Source organism: Paenibacillus algorifonticola, assembly GCF_000971975.1.
Lineage (GTDB): Bacteria > Bacillota > Bacilli > Paenibacillales > Paenibacillaceae > Pristimantibacillus > Pristimantibacillus algorifonticola.
The window spans coordinates 163,845-190,343 of record NZ_KQ040780.1 but is presented as its reverse complement, the minus strand read 5'-3'; the positions used below and the strand labels follow the sequence as shown (position 1 = coordinate 190,343).

General features: G+C 48.5%; 27 protein-coding genes. 4 read left to right on the top strand and 23 right to left on the bottom strand.

Annotated elements, in window-relative coordinates; translation table 11 throughout:
- The first annotated feature begins 111 nt into the window (after positions 1-111).
- Entirely contained in the window at positions 112-672 is a 561-nt protein-coding gene (locus tag WH37_RS03460; protein WP_046229152.1) for a hypothetical protein, read from the top strand.
- Between the two features lie 129 nt (positions 673-801).
- Here WH37_RS03460 and WH37_RS03455 read toward each other — a convergent pair whose 3' ends face one another.
- From WH37_RS03455 to WH37_RS03380, 16 genes are all read right to left on the bottom strand, one after another.
- Positions 802-1,473, bottom strand: a complete 672-nt coding sequence (locus WH37_RS03455; protein ID WP_046229151.1) for a M15 family metallopeptidase — start codon at positions 1,471-1,473, stop codon at positions 802-804.
- Positions 1,473-1,985 carry a phage holin family protein gene (locus WH37_RS03450; RefSeq protein WP_052736781.1) on the bottom strand — a complete coding sequence of 171 codons (513 nt, stop codon included), beginning with the start codon at positions 1,983-1,985 and terminating at the stop codon, positions 1,473-1,475. Before WH37_RS03450 ends, WH37_RS03455 begins: the two co-directional genes overlap by 1 nt.
- Positions 1,986-2,837: 852 nt before the next feature.
- Positions 2,838-4,328 carry a hypothetical protein gene (locus WH37_RS33305; protein ID WP_052736780.1) on the bottom strand — a complete coding sequence of 497 codons (1,491 nt, stop codon included), beginning with the start codon at positions 4,326-4,328 and terminating at the stop codon, positions 2,838-2,840.
- 7 nt (positions 4,329-4,335) lie between these two features.
- Entirely contained in the window at positions 4,336-4,617 is a 282-nt protein-coding gene (locus tag WH37_RS03440) for a hypothetical protein (RefSeq protein WP_046229150.1), read from the bottom strand.
- Positions 4,614-5,198 carry a putative phage tail protein gene (locus WH37_RS03435; protein ID WP_046229149.1) on the bottom strand — a complete coding sequence of 195 codons (585 nt, stop codon included), beginning with the start codon at positions 5,196-5,198 and terminating at the stop codon, positions 4,614-4,616. Before WH37_RS03435 ends, WH37_RS03440 begins: the two co-directional genes overlap by 4 nt.
- Entirely contained in the window at positions 5,191-6,270 is a 1,080-nt protein-coding gene (locus WH37_RS03430; protein ID WP_046229148.1) for a baseplate J/gp47 family protein, read from the bottom strand. Before WH37_RS03430 ends, WH37_RS03435 begins: the two co-directional genes overlap by 8 nt.
- A complete protein-coding gene (locus WH37_RS03425; protein ID WP_046229147.1) occupies positions 6,263-6,664 on the bottom strand; it encodes a DUF2634 domain-containing protein in 402 nt (133 codons plus the stop codon). The genes WH37_RS03430 and WH37_RS03425 overlap by 8 nt, the downstream gene beginning before the upstream one ends.
- Positions 6,661-6,933 (bottom strand): DUF2577 domain-containing protein, encoded by a 273-nt coding sequence (locus tag WH37_RS03420; RefSeq protein ID WP_197091339.1) that lies wholly within the window; start codon positions 6,931-6,933, stop codon positions 6,661-6,663. Before WH37_RS03420 ends, WH37_RS03425 begins: the two co-directional genes overlap by 4 nt.
- The gene (locus WH37_RS03415) at positions 6,933-7,901 is read right to left on the bottom strand and encodes an XkdQ/YqbQ family protein (RefSeq protein WP_046229145.1); all 969 of its coding nucleotides are present in this window, start codon (positions 7,899-7,901) and stop codon (positions 6,933-6,935) included. Before WH37_RS03415 ends, WH37_RS03420 begins: the two co-directional genes overlap by 1 nt.
- Positions 7,902-7,905: 4 nt before the next feature.
- Positions 7,906-8,589 (bottom strand): LysM peptidoglycan-binding domain-containing protein, encoded by a 684-nt coding sequence (locus WH37_RS03410; protein WP_046229144.1) that lies wholly within the window; start codon positions 8,587-8,589, stop codon positions 7,906-7,908.
- A complete protein-coding gene (locus WH37_RS03405; protein WP_046229143.1) occupies positions 8,589-11,168 on the bottom strand; it encodes a phage tail family protein in 2,580 nt (859 codons plus the stop codon). Before WH37_RS03405 ends, WH37_RS03410 begins: the two co-directional genes overlap by 1 nt.
- A gap of 237 nt (positions 11,169-11,405) precedes the next feature.
- The gene (locus tag WH37_RS03400; RefSeq protein WP_046229142.1) at positions 11,406-11,828 is read right to left on the bottom strand and encodes a phage tail assembly chaperone; all 423 of its coding nucleotides are present in this window, start codon (positions 11,826-11,828) and stop codon (positions 11,406-11,408) included.
- 41 nt (positions 11,829-11,869) lie between these two features.
- Positions 11,870-12,334 (bottom strand): phage tail tube protein, encoded by a 465-nt coding sequence (locus tag WH37_RS03395; RefSeq protein WP_046229141.1) that lies wholly within the window; start codon positions 12,332-12,334, stop codon positions 11,870-11,872.
- 1 nt (position 12,335) lies between these two features.
- Positions 12,336-13,652 (bottom strand): phage tail sheath family protein, encoded by a 1,317-nt coding sequence (locus WH37_RS03390; protein WP_046229140.1) that lies wholly within the window; start codon positions 13,650-13,652, stop codon positions 12,336-12,338.
- A gap of 3 nt (positions 13,653-13,655) precedes the next feature.
- A complete protein-coding gene (locus WH37_RS03385; protein ID WP_046229139.1) occupies positions 13,656-13,844 on the bottom strand; it encodes a hypothetical protein in 189 nt (62 codons plus the stop codon).
- 269 nt (positions 13,845-14,113) lie between these two features.
- Positions 14,114-14,728 (bottom strand): ECF-type sigma factor family protein, encoded by a 615-nt coding sequence (locus WH37_RS03380; RefSeq protein WP_046229138.1) that lies wholly within the window; start codon positions 14,726-14,728, stop codon positions 14,114-14,116.
- A 303-nt stretch (positions 14,729-15,031) separates the two neighbouring features.
- Between WH37_RS03380 and WH37_RS03375 the strand changes: the two genes are divergently transcribed.
- Both WH37_RS03375 and WH37_RS03370 read left to right on the top strand, forming a co-directional pair.
- Positions 15,032-15,439 (top strand): helix-turn-helix domain-containing protein, encoded by a 408-nt coding sequence (locus tag WH37_RS03375; RefSeq protein ID WP_046229137.1) that lies wholly within the window; start codon positions 15,032-15,034, stop codon positions 15,437-15,439.
- An 8-nt stretch (positions 15,440-15,447) separates the two neighbouring features.
- A complete protein-coding gene (locus WH37_RS03370; RefSeq protein ID WP_046229136.1) occupies positions 15,448-15,858 on the top strand; it encodes an ImmA/IrrE family metallo-endopeptidase in 411 nt (136 codons plus the stop codon).
- Positions 15,859-15,971: 113 nt separating this feature from the next.
- Here WH37_RS03370 and WH37_RS03365 read toward each other — a convergent pair whose 3' ends face one another.
- From WH37_RS03365 to WH37_RS03350, 4 genes are all read right to left on the bottom strand, one after another.
- Positions 15,972-16,451: a GAF domain-containing protein gene (locus tag WH37_RS03365; protein ID WP_046229135.1), complete on the bottom strand. Its 480-nt coding sequence runs from the start codon at positions 16,449-16,451 to the stop codon at positions 15,972-15,974.
- A 3-nt stretch (positions 16,452-16,454) separates the two neighbouring features.
- Positions 16,455-17,750 carry a homocysteine synthase gene (locus WH37_RS03360; protein WP_046229134.1) on the bottom strand — a complete coding sequence of 432 codons (1,296 nt, stop codon included), beginning with the start codon at positions 17,748-17,750 and terminating at the stop codon, positions 16,455-16,457.
- Positions 17,751-17,963: 213 nt separating this feature from the next.
- Positions 17,964-19,082 carry a stalk domain-containing protein gene (locus WH37_RS03355; protein WP_046229133.1) on the bottom strand — a complete coding sequence of 373 codons (1,119 nt, stop codon included), beginning with the start codon at positions 19,080-19,082 and terminating at the stop codon, positions 17,964-17,966.
- A 112-nt stretch (positions 19,083-19,194) separates the two neighbouring features.
- Positions 19,195-20,622 carry an aldehyde dehydrogenase family protein gene (locus WH37_RS03350; RefSeq protein ID WP_046229200.1) on the bottom strand — a complete coding sequence of 476 codons (1,428 nt, stop codon included), beginning with the start codon at positions 20,620-20,622 and terminating at the stop codon, positions 19,195-19,197.
- A gap of 239 nt (positions 20,623-20,861) precedes the next feature.
- Here WH37_RS03350 and WH37_RS03345 point away from each other — a divergent pair, with 239 nt between their 5' ends.
- The gene (locus WH37_RS03345) at positions 20,862-22,100 is read left to right on the top strand and encodes an MFS transporter (protein ID WP_046229132.1); all 1,239 of its coding nucleotides are present in this window, start codon (positions 20,862-20,864) and stop codon (positions 22,098-22,100) included.
- Positions 22,101-22,385: 285 nt separating this feature from the next.
- Here the strand turns inward: WH37_RS03345 and WH37_RS03340 are convergent, their stop codons facing one another.
- The 3 genes from WH37_RS03340 to WH37_RS03330 are packed head-to-tail and all read right to left on the bottom strand — an operon-like array spanning position 22,386 to position 26,021.
- On the bottom strand, positions 22,386-23,309 hold the full coding sequence (locus tag WH37_RS03340; RefSeq protein WP_046229131.1) for a carbohydrate ABC transporter permease: 924 nt from the start codon (positions 23,307-23,309) through the stop codon (positions 22,386-22,388).
- 19 nt (positions 23,310-23,328) lie between these two features.
- Complete coding sequence (locus tag WH37_RS03335; protein WP_046229199.1) at positions 23,329-24,276, bottom strand: ABC transporter permease; 948 nt, start codon at positions 24,274-24,276, stop codon at positions 23,329-23,331.
- A gap of 50 nt (positions 24,277-24,326) precedes the next feature.
- The gene (locus WH37_RS03330) at positions 24,327-26,021 is read right to left on the bottom strand and encodes an ABC transporter substrate-binding protein (protein ID WP_046229130.1); all 1,695 of its coding nucleotides are present in this window, start codon (positions 26,019-26,021) and stop codon (positions 24,327-24,329) included.
- Positions 26,022-26,499 lie beyond the last annotated feature (478 nt).

Sequence of the window (26,499 nt, the reverse complement as noted above, 5' to 3'; positions counted from 1 at the left end):
ACGATTTATTTTTCACAAGGATGTGGTAGGAAAATAGGCTTTGCTGGAGAATATAGTTCAACTGAGGACATCGTGCTTTTTTATTTAAATGAGAGGAAGGTGACCATACCAATGTCTCTTTTTTATTATATGGCCGCAAGCCATGGGCTTCCAACGGGTTCGTTCGGAAAGAAAAATACGACAATGACGCTAATGGATTACGTCACCTATGTGAATCCAGAGGCTAAAAATCATACACATATGCAAACTTTGTTGGAGAACTACCCGAAGGGGGACAAGTTGGTGGAAATTTATGAAACAGCAGAGGATGCTGCGGGGTTATATGTACGCGGACCTATGGAAGATCAAGATGCCTCGCATATATTCCGCTTTCCCTATGTATACGAAGTACACCCGGATGGCGGCTCCTTCCAAATGAATGAGGAAATCAAGCGCTCATATCCTACTGCCTACCCATGCTACCAAAAATGCTTGACGGAGCTGTTCCATTACCTCGACCGCAATCTGGAAATCGGTGAACAGATCGAGCTGTTTTCCTGTTGGGCGGATGGATCGGAACGCTTCGAGGAAGCGGCGAAGCTAGAGCCCGATCTGACGCTAAAACTAACTGAGCTACTACAGGCAGAAGAGTTCGAGTGGCGAACGCAGCAGTACATCGTGGTCAAAAAGTAAGCTTGCGGCAAGCGCCGAAATGGAGAGGGTCTGGTGAGTGTCGCAATAGAGCGTCGAAATCGTGGTTTCTCTCCATTTCTTTGTTCAAATCTTAGCTGCGAGTCGGCAAAATAGATGGTCGAAGGGAGTTTATTGTTCTTTTTGTCCACTTGATTTGCGAAGCTCGTTGGCGAGTCGGTGTACTTCTTGCATGCCTGCTTTATCACCTTTTTGCTTGCATGCTGCCCAGGCAGGCTGCAAGTAACGTTTAATAAGATCATTAGCATCTTCGGCTTTCATGATATTGGAGTCCTCCTTCGTTATAATAGCCATTGCAGCCGTAATCTGTGCTGCTGTCGGCCGCGCACCTGCTCGAAGCTGAGCAGTAGTCAGGCCGAACCTCATTTCAAAATGGGGATAATCCTTAAACGACGTCCAGTCTCCGCCCCATGCAAAACCAAGCCGCTTCGCTTCATCTACTACCTCGGCCCAGTCTGCGGCCTGGTTAGCATTGCCGTCGCGTTTCGTATCCCAATATACCTGCTTCCCATCCGGGGACAGCAAAGCAAAATCTATCGCTACGCCAAAATTATGGTAGCTGTAACCACCTCTTGCATTGGTCACAATGCTGCCCGCCGTCGTTCGGCCTTGCGCATATAGCTTCTCTTGCTCAGCAATCGTACGCAGCCCTTGCGTAATGACGATGGGAATATCGCGCGCATAGCAGCGTTCGATCAAGCGTTCCGCTGCGGCGCGAACAGGGGCAAGCAGCCCTTCGAGCTTGGGTACGGATTTATTTTTCACCTGCAATAAGGTCAGCATTAGGAATCCTTCCTTTCTGTTGGTTCTGTTGGGTCAGTTGATTCAGTTAGTTCCGCACCGCGTTTTGTCGCCCGCTCCATCTTCGCTCGCAGCTCGCTTTCGATCAGCTTGACGACAGCCTGGGGAATCCATTTGCCCCAGCCAGCGCGGTAAGCATTGGCCGTCAACGACTGCCAGGTGTGATAAATCAGGCCTAACGTAATGGCGTAGAACAGCAAGCCAGGCAATACAAACATTTGGTCAAACAAATTCGCTATCACCGGCAGAGCCAGGAGGAACATAGTGCGTGGCACTCCTTGCCGAATACCATATTCCGAAGAATATGTTTTATCTTTTTTTGCTGCCGCGATCCCTGTAATCCAATCCATCGCAGTTACAGCAACGAGCAGGATAATAGGGATTAGCCTATTAGGCCCGTAGAACAATCCAATCCAAGGGGCTAAAAATCCTCCAATCATGGTGACTAGTTTCGTACTTGGTGTTACATCAACCATAAAAATTTGCTTATACATGTCTCTCATCCTTTCTTTTCCAAAATAGCCCCACAGATGCGAAATTTGATAAAATAATTAAATTACCCTCGCATAATATGCTATATTGATCAAGCAATAGAATAGGCTTAAAGTTGATCAGATGCCTCTTTAAAAGAGAGGGATGCCTTTTGATAGTATTCGAAACAATCATACTCATAATCATGCTTACCTTTTGTTATCTAATCGCGGCGCTCAAAGAACTGCTGTTCAATAAAAAAACAGACCGCCCTTGGTCAAAGGAGCGGTCTGTTTTTCGTTATCCATCGTTTCGAAACTTACGGTCCTTAACCGCGGCTATTGCGCAGTGAGTCGTGTTACAACACGGCTATCTTTGCATTTTACGATGTTCCTGTTTTTATTATCACACAACTGGGGTTCCACCCCTTTAGTTGCCTTGGCTTGGGTTAATGAATATACCAATTACGTTCCCCTAACAATTAATAAACTGCTGCCCCACATTCAGGCAGTGAATCATTCGCCTGCTGCATTTTACTAAAGGCCATTGTCAAATTGATATTGGACACTTTCACGCAAAGCAGCGAGAGCCACATGTCCTTTCGCCCCTTGCTCTTGAATGCAACGTTCCTGCTTAATTCCTGTCCACAATTTCTACTAACAGGTTCGTTTCTCCTTCAAACTTTAGAGCATAGCCAGTACGGACTACAGTAACTCCATTATGAAATGTATGACTTAACGGCACCACCAGACTACGACTACCTCCGCCGCTTATACGTCAGATGAGATACACTAAGTTGACGGTGTTGCCATCTTCGCCAATTATGCGGCCAGAATGGATGGCGAAGTTTTGAATTTTAGGCATGCATATCCTCCTTATGAACTGAAATACGGTACATTTAGACTAGACTTGACAAGTAAGTCGGTGAATGAGGACGTACCGCCATTTACGTTGTTATTTACCCAAAGCATGAATTGAATCTTGTCCCCGGTAGTTAATGTCAGGGATTCCGATCTGTTAATGCCGTAGTAGTCATTCGTACTCCACAAATTCCCGTATGCCAACCCGTTTCTGTAAAGTTGTACGTATGACGTGACAGCAACGTTATTGGAAAGCTGTTTGAACTCGAATTTAAAAGTCCCACCCCTTGTAACCTCAAATACAGCTCCAACCACTGGAGACATTGAAGACGTTGTTCTCGCACTTGTGTATCTCGTCTGTACAATATCACCCGCATTATAAGCCCACTCCGCTAGTGTCCCTGTGATCCCAAAAATCGTTATACCGTTCTTAATGTTAGGACTCCACAAATCCGGCTCAGCTGCTTGTAATTGAGCCACACCGATGCGCAACTCACCGTTGTAGTAACCGGGAGATAAATATGCTGCCAAGTCTCCATTTCCCCACTGAGCCGTGCTTGTAGGCGCTTGGACTCCAGCCCTTGACGACATTGTGCCGGTCACTATTCCCGTCTCTGTTCCGATTGACTTTCCCTCCAACACATCAGCAGCAATTGCCGTTCCATACTCACCCCCTTCACCCTGTAATGTAAAAGCCGCGCCATTATAAATAAGCGTATAAATTGAGCTTGCTTTGAGCAAGCCAACTGTCGGTGCGCTGCCGGAAGGCTTGACGATTGCTTTTGCGCCTAATCCGTTAATATTAAGTGTTGGACTAGCTCCGTTAGCTGCATGCAGTTTGATTGTTACGCGCAAGCCCTCCGTAAGCGCCGAGACTAGCCCAATAGCAGCCGTGTAAGCCGATCCTGTGCCACTTGTTGCACCATATCCAAAATTTTGAACCGTATCCAGCCTTGCAATATCATCAGAAGCCATTGGTGCAGCGACCTTTGCTCGACCATTCGCATCCCGCAGAATTGTTCGATTAGCTGTCGCCGCCGTATCTGGCCTCATATTAATCCAATTAGGCGTAAATGCCAGATCGGCTGCCGTCGCGATTGCCCCTGTGTCAAAATACTCCACGGAAGCAGTTGTGTGATTAAAACGAATACCCCGAGCACCTAGCGATGAATTCGTATTGCTATAGCGGTATTCGTTGTTGTGAGCGGTGTAGCAATTCTGAGCGAACAAAGCGTATCCCGTACTATTCGCACTCATATCTGCCCAAGAACCTGCACTAATCTCCCGCGCTGCTGTTTCCACGAACAAAGCCCCCGTCATTTTGCCACCAGCTTGGTCCAATTTCTCCCCATGCAGCTCCCCAATCGCCCCAGCCGCATCCTTCGCCTCCGTCGGTACGGTCGACATATCCCCGATAGCCGCGGCCTGATCGTTCACTTCCTGACCCAGCTCATTCATATCTGTCTCGGTCACGATATCATTAAATTTCCAATCTGTTTTAGCCATGTTTATGTTACTCCTCCTTCACAAAAATCGTTTGAATCATTAGTGTGTCCGCTGCAATCGGCAGGTTTACGCTGCTGTCGCTGACAGTTCCGGCTGCATTTTTCAGTTCAATGCGAGTGACGGTATCGACCGCGCCATCAGGAATCAAATAATTCAGGCTGAGCACGCTATCGCTGACCGATTTCACAATAAAATCTGTAATCTCATAAGCTCCGCTATTCAGCACAACCTTCGTAATTTTTGAATCAATAAACTCCGCGACCTCCTGCTTAAACGTTGATGTAATCACTTCACAATCACCTCTGCTTCCCTATCTGTAAATGGCGTAACGCCGAGCTCCCAACTGCCGAGCCTAGTGTTCCGAACTAGAGGAACTCCAACAATTCGTTCTTCCAAAACAAAGCCATCCCTAATCGCCGTTTGCTGACGATAAACGATATTGGCTGGCTTAATGGCCGAAACGGTCCGCTCAACTTCTTTGAAAATATTGGCGTCATCTATTGCCGCTGTCACCGTCAAAATAAAGCTCTGCACATCAACAGCAGCGATGCCGCGTCCCCGCCCAACCAGATAATCCAACCGCTCCTGCAAATACCTCATCGTAAATGGAGGCTTGGTCGAATAACGATTGACGATCCGTCTCCGGCGAAAATCAATACTCTCCGCATTCGGATCAGCTTGAATGCCCAGCATGCGCTCCCTGCGTTTAATAGCGGGCAGGCTCGCCGTCATTACAAACCCGTCATCCAGTTGCTGCAGCTGTGCCTGCTCCAGCAGAGCCAGCTCCACATCTTCCGTGGCTGCGAGCTTAATGAATTCCTTAATGTCCGCATACAGCTCCGGCCAATAGGATGAAACCGGCTTAGTCATGCACAACCACCGTCCCCAATAACGGGATTTCATCCTCAGCCAAAGCTAAATTGGCTGCAGCTCCGTTTAGCTTTGTGCCAAGTACATCCACCACTCCGGAAACGGTCAAAATCCGTGCCTCGATTTGAGCAATGCGAACAGTAAGCTCCTGCTGATTCATCCACTCTTGACGCAGCTCTAGCAAATAAGCGGAAATTTTATCCTCAATATCGCTTTGAACCTGTCCTATCGTCCGACCCTCCGCAAGCATAACTGTTGTTTCCACGGCCACCTGCACCGCGTCGACGCCCGTTACCGTTACCTCATGTCCGATTGGCGCCATACCGAGCCCAAGTCCACTGTTGATCGTTGGATCAACGGCGGACTGAACAAGCGCAATGAGCGGTTCCGCTGGCTTTGTCCAATCCGCAGCGATAATTGTGCATTTGACGGTGCCGCCACCATTCCACACCGGGAAAATTTTCGCCCCGCCTACTCCATCAATCGAGCTGATCATTTGCTTGTAATCGGCAATATTGCCGCCAAACGCTGGCTCATTCACAACGCTGTAATACCTTGCCCGCAAAGCCTCATCCGTTTCAGCTTCTTCGCCAGGCACCAAGATTTGCGCAAGCTCGGCGCGCGCCAAACCATCAACATAAGCAAGCGGCAGCAGCGCTCCATATTTCTGATTGCCAACGATACCCGCTGTCTCGCAGGTCAATGTGAAATGTCCCGTTCCGATTTTCCCCGTTACCGTATACCTCAGATCATCGATGGCAAACCGGCTCTGCAAAGGAACATCTACAAGCTGGCCATTGCTGCCAAAAAACTCCCCTTGCCGCTGGGCGAAGGTAGCTGGCTGCCTTTCCACACCAAACTCAGCCGTTCGTCGTTCCAGCCACTCGCCCGTAGCCGTATCCGCGAACAAAAGCGCCTGATTTACATCAAGCTGCGCATACATCTCTGACAGCTCGGCAGCCGCTGGCGCCAAGGCATCATAAATCACGCTGCCCTCCCGCTTATCTACATCATCTGAAACCCGGTCCAGCATACGCTGTAAAATAAAACTGTACGTAAATGCCTCATACACGGGCCATCACCTCCTCTTTAAAGCTTCCTTCATCGGTTATTACCGTAAAACTCACCGCTGCCTTGTCCCCCTCAACCGTCAGTTCAAAATCGGTCACATCTGCTATTCGATCATCCGCCAGCAGCGCTTCAGTTATGCGGCGCTTGAGCTCAGAGCGTATATAGAGATGGGAGGATTCATTCAATAAATCCAGCTCGGAGCCATAATCAAAGCTATAGATAAAATAGCGATATCGCTCCGTTTGCAAAATTTTGAACACCGCCTGCTTAATCGCACTGAGGCCATCCGTCATGCCGGACAAACGCTTATTGGCAAAATCGATATAATATGTGCGGCTAGGCTCAATTGCCGTTTCGGTCTCCAGCCCTCCAATAATTGCACCTTGTGGAATCATGCGCTCACCCGATCCAGCACGACGAACTGTTGTCCGCCCTGAACCCGAAGCAGCAGCACAATATCACCTGGCTCCAAAGCGCGGCGAATCCGCTGCACATCGCTCACGCCTTCCGGAATAATTAAAAAATCCTCCGAAAGCGTGAAACGTTGGTCAACGTTCACTTCCAGAGGATTCGTGCCGGTTACCCGGCCGATCAACACAGCGACGGGATTGCCCGACGCATGGGCGGCAGCGCCCGCTTTTTTAATTGCATCAAGCAGTGCCATCATATCACCTTCAATTCTAATGTCATCGTATGCGCGTCCGCTTCAAGCTTGTGGGAGCATTCATCGACCAGAAAATACTGTCCAATATCCAGTTCCTCAATGACAATCGGAACGTAGGAGCCTGCCCGTACTCGCAAATCGCCAATCGCTTCAATGCTGAGGCTGCGCTGCTCCCGATTTTTCAGCTTCAGCAGTTGGTCCAGCAATTCATTAATTTGCGCACTGTTCATTTGCTCGTCGGCTACCTGATAAAATTGCAGCAGGCCCCATTTGGCGATATTCGCGCTGTCCTGTCCAATGTAGACGTCGCGCTTCCCGGTTTCTTTATTGTTTTGCACCACTTTGATTTTATTGTACGATTCACTGTCTATCGAGCTTTTGTAGCCAAAATCCGTCATCAGGCTCCAATCGCCAATGATAGAATCCGTCTTCATGTCCTCAATATTGCGTAGTGACAAAGCACCAGCTTCATCGAATAATACAAAATTGCCCTTATCATTAATCAGCGTATAGTCGAGCGCCTTGCACATAATATCCAGCAGCTTTTTGTTATCCTCCACCATAGAAGGAATGACATACTCCGTCTCCGCCAGCGTTCCTATTTTCAAGCCCGTATCCTCAGCAATTTGCTTAATCATTTGGGTGGCGGTTTTATTGCTGAACACATACGTATCGCTCATTAACAAATAACGAATCTGGTCATGCGCCTTGATCGTGACACTCTCATCCCTGCCGAAATTGTATTCAAACACATAGCCGTAAAATACGACCTGTCCATCCTTCGATAGCCGAACGACATCGCCATTGTTGACCGCAAACGCTTGGTGCTGATAAGGAGCGCCCTTAATAAGCGTAAAATCCAGACTCGATGCGGAGCCTGTCCGCTTCGTTTTATATGTCAGGGAAGGAACGAGATTTGTCACATTCCACACTTTTCCATTCCGGTTATCAATCAAAATTTCCAGCATCTCATCACCCCGGCAGCTTCAGCACCCTACCGATTTGCAGCTTGCGCAGCTCAGAATCGGCGATGCCGTTCAGCTTCTGTATTTCCTTCCAACGCGACTCGTCTCCAAGCTGCTTTCTGGCTACCCCAATGAGCGTATCGCCGCTTACGAGCGTGTAGGTTTTTGGGGTTTCCTTGGTCTGTCGCCCCTTCGTATCGCGTTCTTTACCGCCACTCTTCTCATGTTTTTTATTAATTTTGACGGGCCTTGCCTTGTAGAACACATACTTTTTCAGCCCCAGGCTGTATTCAATATCACCAGAGCCCGCCGCTTCCCGCCATTCAAACTTCTCAATACTGACGGCAAGATTCAGATCGAAGGAGGCGCCTGTGAAAATAAAGCGGATCGGACGCTTCTTTTTCATCCAGTCCTGGATCAGCGTCAAATATACATAAGGCTCGAGCAGCGTCTTGCTGGCGATAAACGAATAATTCGCTCCGGGAGCAGGAAAAAAGCTGTCGAAGGAAATCTCCGTCAGCTTTGGGCTTTGAATCACATTGATTTCTCCAAGACCGGATACGTCATAAGTTTTGCCTCCGGTAGCGTCGCTAATTTGCAGCTCGGCAGGATTTACCGGCAGTTGAAAGCCGCTTTTCTGATTGTCATAGCTGAGCCAAATACCGTAATCATGATGCTTGTTCGTAATCATTAAGCATACACCCCTTCCGCCGACGAAGCGATTTGCTCATTCAACGAACGCTCAATTCGGTTAATAATGGTGTCAATATCCGTACCATTGTTGATGTCACCGGTTTGTACGCTCACGGTCGGCTGGAGCGATACGAAGTTTTGAATGTTTTTCATCTCCGCAAGCTCGCGCATCGTCTTAAGATCCTCGCTGGCGATGTCGACGGTGTCGTTAACCTTGCCGACTTCATCGACTTTGTTTACATTGGCAATGTCAGGTGTCATGCCAGCTCCCATGCCGGCTGCTGCTCCAGCGCCGTTGTTTCCGCCTGGCATATCTGTGCCACCTGGCGTTTCAGCAGTTTTAGGCTGCGTAAAGCCTCCACCTAGATCAGTGCTAAAATCACCCAACTTATCAGTCATGCTTGTAGTCATATTTGATCCTACATCAAAGCCTGTTTTAAACGAATCTCCTAAATCCAAATTCTTCATTCTTTTTCCAGAAAAATCCTTGACATCTTCTTCAGACGTCGGCTTAAATTTTTCAAGAGCATCACTGTCAATCTTCGATATTATTTCATACTCTTTTCCTGTCAAACTATTAACCTTTTCTATAATCCAGTTGATCCCATCTATAAAACCATTTATAAAAGTATTAAAATACTCCATTAACCCCTTGAGAATATTATAAACCAAATTTTGAATAGCATACCACGGATCAATGAGAAGATTAGCTATGAATTCCATGAAAGAAACAATAGCATTCCAAAAAAGTGCTATAATATTATTAATATATGCGAACATTGCATAAAAGATACCTACTACAAATCCAACTATATCCGCAACTGTCCCTCCGAAGGCAATGACAGCTGCTATTAATAATCCCACTACTAAAATAACGGCTAGAATCGGTAAATTCAACATTAACCATCCCGCTACCTGCATATAAAGAGGAAGCAGCATACTATATAATCCTGCAATCATAGTAGGAAGCAAAAAGACTGCGGCTGTTAGTAACATCGCAGCAATTGCTGGCCAGTAAGTTATTATATTTGTTACTACCCATAAAGCTGCATCCCCCAGCATGACAAAGAGTTCTGCTGCAAAGCTTAATCCGGCTCCAAGAATATCAAAAAAGCCTTGAAGCTGTCCGCTATTAAAAGCTTCCTGAATCCTTGCAATTAATGGGGAGAGGACATCCAACGCCCCCATTCCTGCGTCAGCCAAGGAGGTTTTCAAATTACTAACAAGTGTATTGATTTGACTTTGTGGACTGCTATACACAATATCCAATCCAGCTTTTCCGAGATTTGCATTTTCAAAAACTTGATTAAGGCCAGCCAAAAAACCGTCCATATCGCCATTATTAATGTATGCTTGCGGATCGAAGCCCTGTGCTGCTTCTGAAGAAATGCCGTATTGTCTCGTTAATAAGGTTGTATCGCCGTTCATCGCAGCTTTTATGGCCTCACCCGACTTGGCAGTACCTCCTTCATGTGGATCAAATGCGGCAAGCTGCATAGCCATAGAGGTCATCTTCGTATATTGCTCCATATTCGCTGCCATTGGCAGAAGAGTCATCGTATTTTTAAGCGCTTCAGTAGGGTCAATCCCTGCTGAAATCGCCTGATTCCTTACCGTCTCAAAAATGGCCGTGCCTTTTTCCTTACTCCCAGTACGTGCAATTAACAAATCCTTTTGAGTACGTTCGCTTAATGCACCTTTCAGGGATATTGCTGCTAGCTCAGAGGCTAATTTCAAAAGCTCCGTTTTAATTGATCTAAAAGGTGCAAGAAACGAATCATCAACCGGTATTTTAAATGCATTTTTAATATCTTTAAATGGCGTAACAAACATATTCGTCAACGGGGCTCTTAATACATTTCCAACTTCTGCTAATGGTTTAATGAACATTTTATTCAATGGGTCTTGTAATGCATTTCCTGCCGCTATTAATGGTGTAACGAACATTTTCTTCAACGGGGCTTGTAATGCACTGCCAGCTATTGCTATTGGTGTAATAAACATATCCTTAAACTGCATTTTGAATACACGGCCAACTTCTTTTAGTGGCGACATTATCCCTTCTTGTGAGGGCATTTTTACATTGCCACCTTCTTTTAGAGGCGCAGTTAACATATCCTGTAACGACTTTTTGAATAGATTACTAGCACCTTGTAGTGGTACAAGGAACATATCCTTCAACGGCGAATTTAATACATTGCCAATTTCTTTTAGTGGCCCAAGTAAGAAATCCTTCAACGGCATTTTTGATGCAGTTATTCCATTAAGAATACCAAAAGCTTTAGAACTCTGCTCTGTAAAAGTAGAAAACAATTTACTCAATCCCGGCACACCCGAACTGCTGCTCCTTGCAGCAGTCGCATTGAAACTAAACAACATTTCAACAAGCGTTGAAACTACACGCTTCATCTCATTCATCGTCTTATTAAGCTTAGAAAACTCCGCGGCTGCAGCTGACATTTGATTAGTAGATGCAGCGCTGGACTGTGCCATAAACATCAGGGTGCTTTTCAACTGATCCATCATCTTAACTGCGCCAGCGGCGGCGCTGGCATCCAAATTTATCGTACTCGCCATCCTTCCACCTCCTTACAGAACAAAAGCGCCCTCTAATAGAGAAGCGCCGTCCCGCTAACTTTCATTATTTCTTCTTCATCTTAGCTCGCTGCTTTTTCTCACCCTCGATGCGGACATCGATCATCGCGTAGATCGCCGCTTTCTCGCGGCGCGACATGCTCATTAGCTCATGGGGCAAAATACGAAGCTCGTGGAGGGCGTAGTAAGCGTAATTCGCTTCACCGTCGCCCTCTTTAATTAGTTTTTTACTTCATCGGCCAGCTCATTCAGACTTTGATTAAAGCCGTTGATTTCCTGCACGCGCTGCACGAGCGAAGCATATTCGCCCGGACGCAGCATTTTGCGGAGCAGATGTTCAGCGCCCATCGTACCGTACGATTTTTGCAGCTCGGCATCCTTCAAGCTCGGATATTGAATGCTGCTTACGACCAGCTTGGCCAAATATTCATCCGTATTCGTCTCCGGCACGAAGGTGCCATTTTTGCCTTTCACTTTGCGGGTTGCGGATTTGCGGCATTCTTCATTTTCCGCCTCCGTCATGCTGCGCAGCTCCCAGGCAACCGGATTGCCGTCTGTATCCTTGAATCGCTCGGACACGACGAATTTCTCCGTCGCCTCCGCAGCTGTATTTTGCGCAAAAAACAAGCTTAAGTCACTCATTTGCTACCTCCATGGATTGGGTTTATTGGGATAAAGCTATTTTATACGCGTGCTGGCGCTTTGAAGCTTTCGGCAATATCGACGCCGTCGAAAGTGAACTCCAGCTCTTCCTCGAGCGCTTCGCTCTCTGTATCGAGCTTGCCGATAATGACCTTGTTCAGGTTGACGTTGTACAGCACAACCTCTTGGCGGCCGATCGTCGAAGTCGGATCTTCATTAATGATGTGGACATCAAAGTTCGTATCAATGCCCGTTTTCACGTAGTCGAGCATCATTTGGCGGAATTTCGACGTCACATAATACACCGTCATGCTGCCGGTACCCGACCAGCCCGTCGCTTTATGCTGCAATGCGCGATGACCCAGCGTCTTAATTTCCGCTTTCGTCTTCTCCACGCTTGCTTCAAGCGTTTTAATATAGAACATTTCCTCGTTTTGACCGTTGATTTTCGCATAAGCGCGTCCCTCTTGCCCCGAAATCGTATCTCCTGCATGCAAAAATGCCATATTACTTCACCGTCACTTTCATGTATACTTTTTCAATGCTGTCAACCGGCTGGATGTAAACGTTAATGACGATGCTGTCGGAAGCCTCGCCCGCTTCAACCGTCAGGTCGGTTTGGGAATTAAAGTTTTGAATCGCATTGCCATCCTGGAGCAGCGTCAAATATTTCACGCATTCGCTGCGGAACAGGCTGCGGCCATCCGGGTTGTTATCGATTTTGCCGATGTATTGCGTCTCAAACAGTTTTTTCATGTCGGTCGCAATGCCGTCCAGTACGCGGATAACGCGGTTTTTCGCAAAAGAAGGATTTTTGCCTGGCACATAGGTGACCAGAGAGTTAATATCCTGCTCAACGATGACGCGGCCACCGTTCGGCGTGAACAAAAATTCGCCTGCACGTAAAGCTTGCTCAATTTGCGAATTCGTATAACGAACGTCGGCATCTACCGCACCTTCATACGCGCTATAAGTAAGAGATTGGCTCATGCTTGCGCCAGAAGTAGCGGCTGCCACCCATACGGTTGCCTGCTCGGCATTCACAGCTGTGCCGTCTTCGAGCTTGACGCCGTTTTTCACGCTAATGATACCTTCGTAATCCGATAGTGGAGCATTCGCCAGCACAACCTGAACTTTCTTGCCATCATTTTCACGCAATCTGCGGGCAAAAGCGGCATAGACCGACTTCAGCGAGCTGTCGCCAGACACAAGCGCTACGGCATTGAATTCTTGAAGCTCAACAGCTGCCAGGTAATCCAGATGATTTTGATTCGTCACCGTGCCGTTCGCACCGCCAGCAAGCACCGTACCAGCTGTCGCTTCAAGCGCGCCAGTGCCGCTGAAATCGACGTAGCGATTTGATTCAAGGCCCGCAATCGCAGCAACCGTCTGCGAATCCACCTCTTCACCCGCCAAATAAGTGACTACGTCGAATTGATCTTCATCATCCACATTGCTCTGAACAGCTACTGTAATCGCGTTACCCCGAGTACCGCCGAATTTAGCTGTAGCCACCAAACCGCCGATTGTAGCAGTCGCTTTCGTTCCTGCGTTCAAGCGGTAGAGCAGCAAAGTTTGTGCCCGTTTCAAAGCCTCACGTACGAGCAGCATTTCCGGCGCGGTTACATCATAACCGAGCACGCTGCGCAGATCGTCACCTGCTTTAATGGAAATCATCGTTTGCGGCGCACCCCAGTTCAGCGTCAGCGCCGTTGATACGATGCCGCGTTCCCCTACGTTTGCTGCCGATTGCGGCTCAGCCGCGAAATTAATGTATACCCCTGGTCTTGCTTTCGTTTGCGTTGTCCAAGTTCCTCCTGCCATGATCTACATGACCTCCTTTTGTGAATATGCTTGTAATTGCTGCTTGACCTGCTCATGGGAATAGGTGTTGTGCTCGTCCAAAATGACGTTCAGCACATCCTTCTCTCCTGCGGAATACCGCGCTGCTGCCAGCAGCTTCTGCTTGCTGTGCTTTGCTTCCAGCATGCCTTGCCGATTTTCCTGATCGTTCACCGCTGTTTCCCTCCTGTTTCCTCCAACTGGCCTTTCGGCTCTGTTCCCGCCTTCCTTGGCGATTACCAGCCTTGACGCTGCTGCTATAAAGCTTTATTCGCTTGGAGCTACATGTCCTCACCCCCTTTCACAACGAGATATTTAAATTACTTACTATTATGAAAAGAGGATTTAAAATACCTAACAGGCATCGCTTACTGCCGTTGCTCATTTGGTGACAATATCATAATAACACGGTTTTGGAGGCCATTTCGGACACTCAGCGGACACTATACGGACATAAACCGGACAATCTCGGAAACGGCTTTTTGCCGCCATCTGCGGAAGGTACGATCGACGATTCCCAGCTCCGATGCGACGAAATCAGCTGGCTTTCCTTCAATATAACGGAGCCTCAGCAGCGTCGCATATTCAGGGAAACAAGCTTCCAGCGCTTCCAGCGACTCATCGATCGTTTGCAGCTGGCGCTCCAAATCCTGCAGCTCGCTCAAACGTTCAATGACACCCTCATAACCTTCAGGCGCTGCACCTGCCCTTGCTTCAATAACTTTAGCGATTTTGCGGCTAAGCTCCTGTACGAGCTGCTCTTCATCGGCATTTCCCGGCTGAATTTGCTTCACTTCTCTTAATTGAGCCTTCGTTCCAGTCGGATATTTCGTCAAATGCGTATGTGCCAGCTGCTCCAGCTGCTGCTCCTGCTTGTCCAAGTACATATAAGAAGGAAGCCCGCGCAGCTGGCGATGAAGCTCCTGAAGCTTGTCATCCTCATATACCGTGCTCACCGTCAGACCGCTTCCAACCTTTTGCCTCTCAATCAGTTTCTTTCTGGCAGCGAGACGCTTGTACGACTTTAATTGCTCAATTGTCATTTTTTCTACGTCCATTAAAATACCCTCTTTCTATTCAATAAAGTATTTTTAATACCCTGCATTTTAAAAAAATAATAGCATCTCCACGATATTGACAATACCATCGTTAAAAGGTAAAATATAAATATAGTATTAAAAATACGTTTTTGCCGCTTAATCGGCTTATATACTCGCTTTCAAACGGTTCACTTGCTATTTTCAGTAGCATTTGCTGAATCAGTTCATAGCCGCTGTAACGACTGTGAATCTTATTATAATTGATATTTATAATACCGTCAAGTATTATAAATACCTTTTCAAGAGACGGAGGGTATTACCATGGCGATGGGAGCAAGGATCAAGCAATTGCGCACACAACGAGGATTAACACAGCAGGAAATTGCCGAACAGCTTGGCATGGGACGTTCAAATTTTGGGCATATCGAGAACGATCGTGTCGTCCCGACTAGTGAGGATTTGCAGAAAATTGCAGACATTTTGCATACGACTGCCGATTATTTGCTCGGACGCCGCGATGCGTTTGCGGAGCAGGTGCCAGACTGGGCAACCGCCAAGGACAAACGGGATTTCAAAAAAATGCTGGAGGAAGACGGAGAAGTCATGTTTGATGGCGTTCCGATGAGCCAAGGCGACCGCCAGCGTGTCATGGACGTGCTGACCGGACTATTCTGGGAAGCTAAGCAAATGAACAAACGCGCTAAAACAACAGATCATACCGAAGGGTAGGTGCTGCCATGGACAAACTAATACTGCGCCTTGTGCGAAAATTCCAGACACGAGATCCTTTCGTGATCGCAAGCGGTTTGGGTATCCATATCCGCTACGCTGATCTGGGGCATGAAACGCGAGGCTTTTATTATAAGAAGCTGCGCCGTCGGTTTATCGTCATACACGAGCGTCTGCCGGATGACTGGCAGCGTTTTGTTTGCGCGCATGAGCTAGGACATGACCGTCTTCATCCCGGCTTCAGCCGTTTTTGGCTGGATGAGCAGTCCTTTGTTAATGTAGGAAAATATGAACGCCAGGCGAATAAATTCGCCGTCCGCCTGCTGACCTCCGGGGACACGATTGGCCGCTCGGAATCCATTGGCGAGCTGCTGCAGCGTAATGGCGTGCCGAAGGAAATGGATAAGTTTTATTTTTAGCTTCATCATCCATGCAGAGTAGAAATGAGATCGCAGCCGTCCTTTAGCGGTGAAATAACAAAGAGCTCCAGAACGCCAATCGGCGGCCAGGAGCCCTTTGTGCTGCAACCATACTATAAATACTTCTCCAAAATATTCACGAATGCTGTTAACGTCGCCAAATCCGTCTCATCAAACCGCGAGAACAGCGGACTGTCAATGTCGAGAACACCAATAACCGCTCCATCCCGCTTCAACGGAATGACAAGCTCGGAATTCGATGCGCTGTCGCAGGCAATATGGCCGGGAAATTGATGTACATCCTCTACCAATACCGCCTCGCCGCGGCTAACCGCCGTTCCACAGACGCCTCTGCCCACTTTAATGCGCGTACATGCCGGCTTGCCTTGGAAAGGTCCAAGCACAAGCTCCTCCCCATCCAGCAAATAAAAGCCGACCCAGTTAATATCGCTCAAAAATTGCTGGAGCAGCGCCGAAGCATTAGCCAAATTGGCGAGCTGGCTGGGCTCATCTTCAATAAGCCCTTCCAGCTGCTTGAGCAGCAGTCGTTCGTTTTCTTCCTTCGATCCTGTATAAAGTTGTTCTGTAAACATCACTTACTCCTGACTGATTTTGATCGCTTGCTCCAAATCATAAATAATGTCGTCAATGCCTTCTGTGCCGACGGATAAACGAATGAGTCCTGGCGTAACGCCGGATGCAAGCTGGCTCTGCTCATCCAGCTGCTGGTGCGTCGTGCTTGCCGGATGGATAATGAGCGACTTCGAATCGCCGACATTCGCAAGATGTGAAAATAGTTCCACGCCATGAATCAGCTTTTTGCCTGCTTCCACGCCGCCTTTAATGCCGAAGCTGATAATGGCGCCTTGGCCTTTCGGCAAATATTTTTGCGCCAGCGCATTCGACGCATGGCTTGCGAGCCCTGGATAGCTTACCCACTCCACCGAATCGTGCTGCTCCAAATAATTAGCAACTGCAAGCGCATTGGAGCTATGGCGTTCCATACGCAAATGCAGCGTTTCAAGTCCTTGCAGCAGCAGGAACGAGTTGAATGGCGACAGCGAAGCCCCCATGTCGCGAAGCAGCTGCACGCGCGCTTTAATAATATAAGCAATCGCACCGACAGCTTGCGTATATACAAGACCATGGTAGCTTGGGTCCGGCTCAGTCAGACCTGGGAATTTATCATTTTGTGCCCAGTCAAATTTGCCTCCGTCTACAATAACGCCACCAATGGATGTTCCATGACCGCCAATAAACTTCGTTGCCGAGTGAACAACGATATCTGCTCCATGCTCAATGGGACGAAGCAAATACGGGCTTGGGAACGTATTGTCCACGATGAGCGGAATGCCATTCTCATGGGCCACCGCAGCAACCGCTTCAATATCGAGTACATCGCCGCGCGGATTGCCGATCGTTTCCGCAAATAGCGCCTTCGTATTGCTATTGATCGCTTTGCGGAAATTTTCCGGATCGGAGGAATCGACGAAATGCACTTTAATGCCGAGCTTCGGCAGCGTATGGGCGAACAAGTTGTACGTACCGCCGTACAGGCTGGCCGAGGAAACAATTTCATCGCCTGCGGATGCAATGTTCAGAATCGAGTAAGTGATCGCTGCTGAACCGGATGCCACGCCAAGTGCGCCAACTCCACCTTCAAGCTCAGTGATCCGCTTCTCGAACACATCCGTCGTTGGATTCATAATGCGTGTATAGATATTGCCAAATTCCTCAAGACCAAACAATCTTGCTGCATGATCTGTATCTTTAAAGCCATAGGAAGTCGTCTGATAAATCGGTACCGCACGCGATTGTGTAGCTGGATCAATTTGCTGACCTGCGTGTACCGCTAAAGTTTCAGGTGAATATTGTCTTTCTTGCTTAGCCATTATAAAAAACCTCCCAGAACGTTAGTTTTTCCAAGCTTACGAATATAACACCCTGCGTCATCACTAATCCTACCATTAAAGTAGGAATTAAAAACGATTATAGCAGATCTATGCAAAATTATACAGTAGGGAGGCAAGCTTTCATACAAAAAAATATTCCGCCAGCCCTTGACAGAACTGGCGGAATACAGGTTAAGCAATCAACGTTCTCTCTTACTCAAACGCCTCAAAAGGCGTCACAAACTCCGGCATGCCTTCGGCATAAGAAGTATATTCGTACTGCTCAAAGGCGATGACGATTCCCTCATGTTTTAAGTAGAAGGAACGATTCGATTTGATGCCATCGAACGGTGCGAGCAGCGTCAGCTTGCGTTCTTTAATTTGCTTGTTAATCGAAGCATTAATAATGGATAAATATTTCGAATTGTAATCGGCAGCTTCCTTCAGCGTCAGCAGCTCGCCGTTATTAAGATCAAATGTATAAGGCACGCGGAAGGTCATCCCATGCGCCCCGCCCAGGTAGGAGTAATAATCCACATACAGGCTGAGGCGTCCCTGTTCATTATAGGTCACGTTAAAAACGCCCTCGAAGGTCACCTTGGGAAACGTTGTACCCGGATTTTTCTTGATGTACGATGCATTTGTGGCCGTTGCTTTAGTAAGGTCCTTCTGACCCGCTGCCGCATAGGACTCCGCTTCCTGCTTCAAAAACGTATTAATTTTCCCCGCAACTGTTTTGTCCTTGAGGTCTTCGATGACCGGATAATTGACGAGCAGCGTTTGCTTATCGTTATTTTCCTGAATCGAGCCCAGCGCAACCGTAAGCTCATTTTCCTCAATCGTGTTAATGACTACCGTCTTGCTGCCTTTCTCATAGGAAATGCCATAGCCCATCCGCTCCAGCAAAAACCGCAGCGGCACATAAGCCGAGCCTTTATAAATAAGTGCCGGATCGCCATACGTCCGCTGACCATTAATCACATAGCTGCCATCCTCCGGATTCGCGGTTAGCTTGCGGCCTCTTCCATCGAGTGTAATCGTGCGGCTATTCACATTCCATGTAATATCTAGACCCAGCTTCTCATTGAGCGAGCGAATGCCGATATAGGTGCTGCCGTAAATGTTAATCGTTGGGATGGAATATTTGTAATCGTCAATGATAAACGCTTGAGGGACGACGCGATAGGTTTGCACTGCTGTTGCAGCTGCTGCCTTCTCTATTGCAGGAAAACCAAATGCGGCAGGCGATGCGCCTGCTATAAGACTTGCTGCCAATATCGAAGCAAGTGTGCGTTTGTAAGTCATAGTTTTAAAAGGATTCATATTCATCATTCATCTTCCTCTCCATATCCATTCATTATCATTTTAGACGCACATACTATCGAATAAGTTACAAACTGGATTAAAAAAATAGGGCTTGGAAGGGGAACGACGCATCGCCCCGCTACTTGTTCCGATTCACAATAACCAGCTTCATCTCCAGCATTTCTTCCACCGCATATTTAATGCCCTCGCGTCCTGTGCCGCTGAGCTTCACACCGCCATATGGCATTTGATCGACCCGGAACGTGGGGATATCGTTGATCAGAACGCCGCCCACATGCAGCGCATCCGCTGCATCAAGCGCTTTGCCAATATTTTGCGTGAAAATGCCTGCTTGCAGGCCGTAATCGGAGGCGTTCACCTGCTGAATGCCTTCCTCGATGCTGCTAATTTTATTGATCAGCACGATTGGAGCAAACACTTCCTTGCAGGAAACCTTCGCTTCCGCTGGCACATGAAGCAGCACGGTCGGCTGCATAACGCCTTGCTCGTCGACTCGACCGCCAATGGCTAGCTCAGCACCTAACTGGACCGCTTCCTCCACCCAATCCATCGCCCGCTTCGTCGCAGCTTCCGAAATAAGCGAGGATACATCCGTATGCTCGCTCAGCGGGTCGCCCGCCCGCAGCGCTGCTGCCAAAGCCACAAATCTATGAACGAAAGCCTCATACAGCTCATCCACGACAAAAATCCGCTGCAGCGAAATGCAAATTTGCCCCTGATACGAATAGGCTCCGGTTACGCACCGTGCAGCCACAGCATCGACATCGCTGTCCTTGTCAATAATGACAGCGGAATTCGAGCCCAGCTCCAGCGTCACCCGCTTCAGTCCCGCCTGATTGCGAATGCCTACGCCGACCTCCGGGCTGCCTGTGAAAGTAATCATCTTCACGCGCGCATCCTGCACCAGCTTCTCGCCAAGCAGCTTGCCGTCTCCACTAATGACATTGAGCGCTCCCGGCGGCAGGCCAGCCTCCTCGAACAGCTTGGCAATGAAATAAGCGGACAGCGGCGTCTGCGGAGCGGGCTTTAACACGACGGTGTTGCCTGCCGCAAGCGCCGGACCCACTTTATGTGCAACTAAGTTCAGCGGGAAATTAAACGGCGTAATCGCGCCAATGACACCGAGCGGCTCACGCAGCGTATAGGCAAGCCGTCCTTCGCCACCTGGGGCAGCATCAAGCGGAAGCATCTCGCCATGAATCCGCTTCGCTTCTTCCGCAGCGAATTGGTACGTTTGCACGGTGCGGTCCACCTCGGCGCGAGCCGTCTTGATCGGCTTCGCCGCTTCCATAGCTACGATCCGCGCCGCCTCTTCCTTGCGTTCCTGTAACAGCGACGCTACCTTGGCCAAAATCTCCGCTCGCCGATACGCGGGCAGCTTTCGCATAACGACTCCCGCTTCGAGCGCAGCCTCAATCGCTTGATCGACCTGCTCGATCCCTGCGCTCGCTACCTCTGCAATCACCTCGCCTGAATAAGGCGAGCGCAACGAACCATACTGCTGTGCAGCTGCTTCTTGACCATTTATATATAATTTTTGTTTCATTGCAGCCCGTCCTTTCTCTCCCCAAGCCATACCAATTCCCTAGCCCTATGTAACTATTTATAACCCTATTTCGGGCCATTGAAGCGAAATCCTTCCTCGCGTCCCCATTCAAGCTTCCTTTATATTCATATCCTTATACTTTCATAATGGCCGATGAAAAAGCTTATATTGAAAACAAGCGGGCGAGTCTATACAATGAGCAGGTACCAAATTCACTTCCAATAAGGTGGCTATTGCAAATGTTTAACCGACTTCGCACTATTAACAAAAACTACGCGCTGCAGCTCGCAGCTATTTTCATCGGCTTTATCGTGTTCGGTATTTCTGAAAATGTAAAAGGACCCGCGATTCCCCGGATCCAATACGATTTCGCCCTCGATGAGCAGCAGCTTGGCTCCTTGCTGTCGCTAAACGCGCTCGGCTATATGCTTGCTTGCTCATTCACAGCTTTTCTGACGCGCAAGTTTGGCGTCAAGCTTGTAACGCTGGTTGCTTTCGGCTCGATGGTCATATCGGGCGTATTGATCTTTTTCTCCAAAAGCTATACCTTCTTCGGAGCATCGTATTTCCTGATGTATATCGGCAACGGCATGCTGGAAATTGCGCTCGCGGTCATCGGGGCACGCATCTTTGTCCGAAATGTCGGAACGATGATGAATTTATCCCATTTTTTCTATGGACTCAGCTCGACCGTTGCCCCGATGATTGCCTCAGGCCTCATTACAGTGAGCGTCTACGGCCATGTTCTGGATTGGCGCGGCATGTATCTCATTATGCTGTCGCTGTGCCTTATTCCGATGATTCCGACGCTGCTCAGCAAATTTCCCGGCGATGATGCAGCGGATGGTCCCCGCACCGGCTTCCGGGAGCTGATGCGTGATCCGGCGCTGTGGCTGCTGGCGCTTATTCTCACCTTCGGCGTCGTCGCTGAGCTTGCGGTTGGCGGCTGGCTGGTTAACTTTTTGGAGAAGGCTTACGCTTGGAAAAATGTTTCCGCATCCGGCATGCTGTCCGCCTTCTTCCTCTGCTTCGCCGGCGCACGGCTGCTGCTTGGCCCGCTTACAGACAAAATCGGCTTCAACTTGTCGCTGCTGATCTTCGCCGGCGTATCGTCGATCTGTACGTTTATCGCGGTTTGGGGCGGCGAATCGCTGGCGTTTCTATTCGCTGCTGCCGGAATCGGCATTGCTCCGATTTATCCGACCGTTATGGCCTTCATCGCCAAGCGCTACCCGCGTGGCAGCGAATCTGCCATTACGTTCACCGTTACGCTGATGGGCATTGGCAGCGTTATTTTCAACTATTTGATCGGCGCTATTGCCCAATTCGTTAAAAACACCTATGGAGCGGATACGCAAATTGGTTTGCTGCGCGGACTGCAAGCAGGCTACGGCTTCATCGGCTTATGCCTGCTCCTGTGCGCGATAACCGGAGTCATCCTCTACCGTTATTTATCCGTACGCAAAGAGCTGATTTAGCTCTCCGGGCGGCGGAATGCAGGGAATACAGCAGCATCTGTGCTCGTGCTTTTATTTTAGTGGAATTTTACTCGATTCGACAGAGAAATTTTTCGCAAAAAGCCAGACTAGGGCTGCCGCTGCTCCCCAAGCTTAATTTTTCTTCTCTTCCTAAACGAAAAGCCGTTTCCGTCTGGTGCTTTCAGGCACAAAACGAGACACGGCTTTTTTTGCATAACTGATTCTATTATTCTATTTGCTTATTAGCCTGCTAACGTGTAGACGATCACGTCCCTGCTCGCGCGACTAACCCTTCACGCCGCCGACCGTCATGCCCTTCACAAAATATTTTTGCAAAAACGGATATACCATAATGATCGGTACGCTCGCTATAATCGTCATCGTAGCCCTGATGGATGTAGGCGTTACGGACGTTACCCCGCTCTGGCCGGAAGCGAACTGGTCTGCTGCGGTCGATGAGGTTGCCGCCGTATTCGACGTCTGTAATATTTTCATCAGCTCATACTGCAGCGTACTCAGCTCAATTCGCGAGGAATTGTACAAAAAAACGTCGAACCAGGAGTTCCACTGTCCTACCGCCACAAACAGCGATACTGTCGCAAGCGCCGGTACAGTAAGGGGCAGCACGACGCGCATGAACGTCGTGAACTCGCCAGCGCCATCGATTTTCGCCGATTCCAGTATCCCGTCCGGCAAGCCTTCAATAAACGAACGAATGACGATCATATTAAATACGCCGATTATGCCGGGAATAATGTACACCCAGAAGGAATTGATCAGGTGCAGCTCCTTAATCAAGAGATAGCCAGGGATGAGGCCGCCGCTGAAATACATGGTGAAGATAAAAGCGACCGTGACGAATTTGCGCAGCACAAAGTTTTGGCGGCTGACCGTGTAGGCTAGCATGGCGGTGCAGAACACCGATACTAAAGTGCCTATGATCGTCCGCAGCGCCGAAATCGTCGTGGCGTAATAAATGGAAGCCTCATTAAAAATGTATTTATAGTTGTCCAGCGTCCACAGCCTCGGCCATAAATACACGCCCCCGCGAATCGAATCATTCGCATTGTTAAACGACAAAGCGAACATATTGATAAATGGATACAGCGTAACGATCACTAAGCCGATCATAAACAAAATATTGCAAAGATCGAACAGCTTATCCGGCCAATTATAAAATTTACTCCGCGCCAAACGCCCTTCCCTCATAGCGATTCCTCCCTGCTTTTTAAAATAGTCTGCTCTCGCCAAGCCGTTTCGCAATTCCGTTAGCAGACAAGAGGAAGATAAAGCTGACGGCGGTTTTGAATATGCCCGCGGCGGTAGCCAGCGAATAGTTGCTCATATCCATCCCGTATTTCAATACGAATATATCAAGGTTGTCCGAGTATTCGACCGTCATCCCATTGCCTAGCAAATATTGCGGCTCGAATCCCGACTCCAAAATATGGCCTAAATTCATAATGAGCAAAATGACGATGACCGACTTCAGGCCTGGCAGCGTAATATAGCCAATGCGCTGGAAGCGGTTTGCTCCATCAATTTCAGCCGCTTCATATTGCGCGGGATCAATCGTTGTAATGGCCGCGAGATAAATAATCGTGTTCCACCCGACATTTTTCCACACTTCCGCCGATCCGATAATGCCCCAGAAATACTCGCCCTTTCCGAGCCATAGTATAGGCTGTTCGATGATATGCAATTTGACGAGCAAAATATTAATAATGCCCTCCGGCGACAACGCCGAGGATACAATGCTGGCCGCAACGACCCACGATATAAAATGAGGCAAATAACTGATCGTCTGCACGACCCGCTTGAACAAAATATGGCGCAGCTCATTTAGCAATATCGCCAGTGTAATCGCCGTCACAAAACCGAAAACCAAATTAATCGTACTCATGACGATTGTATTGCGCAGCACCTGATAAAACGTATCGTCCTGAAATAAAAACGCAAAGTTTTTCCAGCCTACCCATTCCTGGTCAAACAATCCCTTCGCTGGGCGGAATTTCTGGAAAGCGATCGTCCAGCCCCACAGCGGCACATATTTAAATAAGACCAGCCATAGCAAAAAGGGGACGGACATCGCGACCAGAACCTTTTGCTGCAGCAGCTTTTTGAAAAAAAAGGGCAGGCGCGAGCGCCTAAGCGCTCGCCCTTGGGCGGTTGAAATAGCGGGCTGCGTCTGATTCTCCACCTGAAAATTCTCCTCTCTCTAACCGTCTACCAATTGCCTGCTACGCGCTCCTTGACGATTTTCGTTATGAATGACTCATAGCTTGCGGAATCCAGCTTGCCGAATTCAGCCGTATATTCGCTCCAGATGGAATCGAATTGCGCCGGATCAGCGAGCACGAGCTTAGGCAAATATTTTTTCGCGATATCGCTGCTCTTCTGTTCAAAAATCTGCTCCGGCGTGCCTTGGCCTTTGTTAATGCTCCAAGCGGGGTACCATGGCCGCTCGTCCGGCAAAGCAAACATTTCAGCAAACGTCTTCACGCCGTACGCATCCAAAATCGCCTTATCCCCTTCCGTATAGCCCGCATAAGCGACCTCCGGTTGATTGCCTACCGCATAGGAATTGCCATCCGCCAGCAGCGAGTTATTGCCGTAACGCGGCCAGTTGTATTGGAAATAGGACCAACCGAATTTGCGTGTGAACTCCGTGTCATTACGCTCGCTGATTTGCTGCTCGTTCATAATAAAACGCCCGTTTGCATCAACGCTGTAATTTTGGTCTTTGATGCCCCATTGCACGAGAATCTGATTTTCTTCCGTGAGCATATTGTCAAAGTATTGGATAATGCGTACTGGGTCCTTCGCATTAACCGAAATGCCGATGCCGCGGTTGTTGACGAAGGCAGGTGGATCCACATATTGATCCTTCGTATTTTGATCGAATACGATTGGCAGCGGGGTGTAGCGTTTCTCGTCAATGCCCGCTGTTTTCAAATTGTTCGTTGCATCTCCAACCTGCCAGCCGTAGTTGAAATAACCGAGCACACGGCCGGAGGTCAGCTTCGCCAAATATTGATCCTTGTTCGCGGTGAAAGATTCCGGATCAAACAGCCCCTCGGCATTCACCTCATTCAGCTTCTGAATCCAGCGTTTCTCGTATTCGCTTGCTTGATAGGTTTTAGCATCATGCGTATTCATATCAACGAGCACGCCGCCGTCGTTTGGATAACCTGCCAGATGCATCGAAGGGTTCGTCAGCGTAAAGAAGTTGTCAGATACGCCCGCGAAAATAACGAAGCCCACCGTATCCTTGCCATCAATCTGCGGATACTTCTCCTGATACTGCTTGATCAGGTCAAAATATTCATCCAGCGTCTTAATTTTCGGATAGCCGAATTCCTTCAAGACAGAACGCTGCATCCAAAATGCGCCTTGGCTAATGCCCGGATCGCCAATATAGCCTTGGTTCGCGGAAAAAGGAAGATGATAGATTTTGCCGTCGGCCTGCTTGAATTTATCCATATAAGGCCCATATACGCGCTTAATATTCGGCCCGTATTTCTCGATTAAATCATCCAGCGGAATGAAGGCGCCAGCATCCATCAGCTTATCAATTTCGCCATCTGGCACGATGACATCGGGATAGTCGCCGCTGGCGATCATAACGCCGGATTTCGTTTTTCCGTCACCGACGATAAACTCCATTTTGAAATCAACGCCGGTCTGCTTTTGCAGCTCCTTGCCGATGACCGTCTCACTTGCAAGCGTATCTTTGTTAGCGGCAAAACCGTAATACGTGAAGGTGACGGGCTCCTGCTCGCCCGCTGCTTCCGAGGAGGATGCCGGACTGCTTGACGTATTGCCAGCATTGCCTGAATTACCGCTGTTGCTGCTGCATCCGATCATTGCAACGGACAGCATCGCTGCCAGTCCCATTGTCCAAAGCTTGTTTTTGACCATGTTGGTATGACCCCTTTCACTCTATTGGTTCATTTTTTGTAAGCACTTTCATTGTAAATCGCGAGCGGGGGCTGCGTTACCCTATAAACTTTAGCTTATACTGTGAAAACTATAGGTCGGGTGAAGAGCAGGATCGGGTGAACATTGGGGCTGCGCTGCGCGAAAGGTTTGGGCTCCGATCGCCATTCCGCCTGAAATTTTTCAATTGGACCGCTCAAGCGGTTAAATTTCAGGCGCAAAAGCGAACGCTATCGCTTCTCCACCCAAACCTTTCACATCCGCTTCACCCCTTGTTCACCTCCCTTAGTGGGAGGGAACCGAGGGCGGGGCCTCCCTATTCCGCCCCTCTCTAGCTAAAGATCAGAGAGTTATTGCTATCTGTTAGCAATAACTCTCCTCTTAGTTGGGAAGCCTTCTGCTTGGCTTCCTCAGACACTTTTCGCATTATGCATTACCGCTGCTCAGCCTACTACGTGTG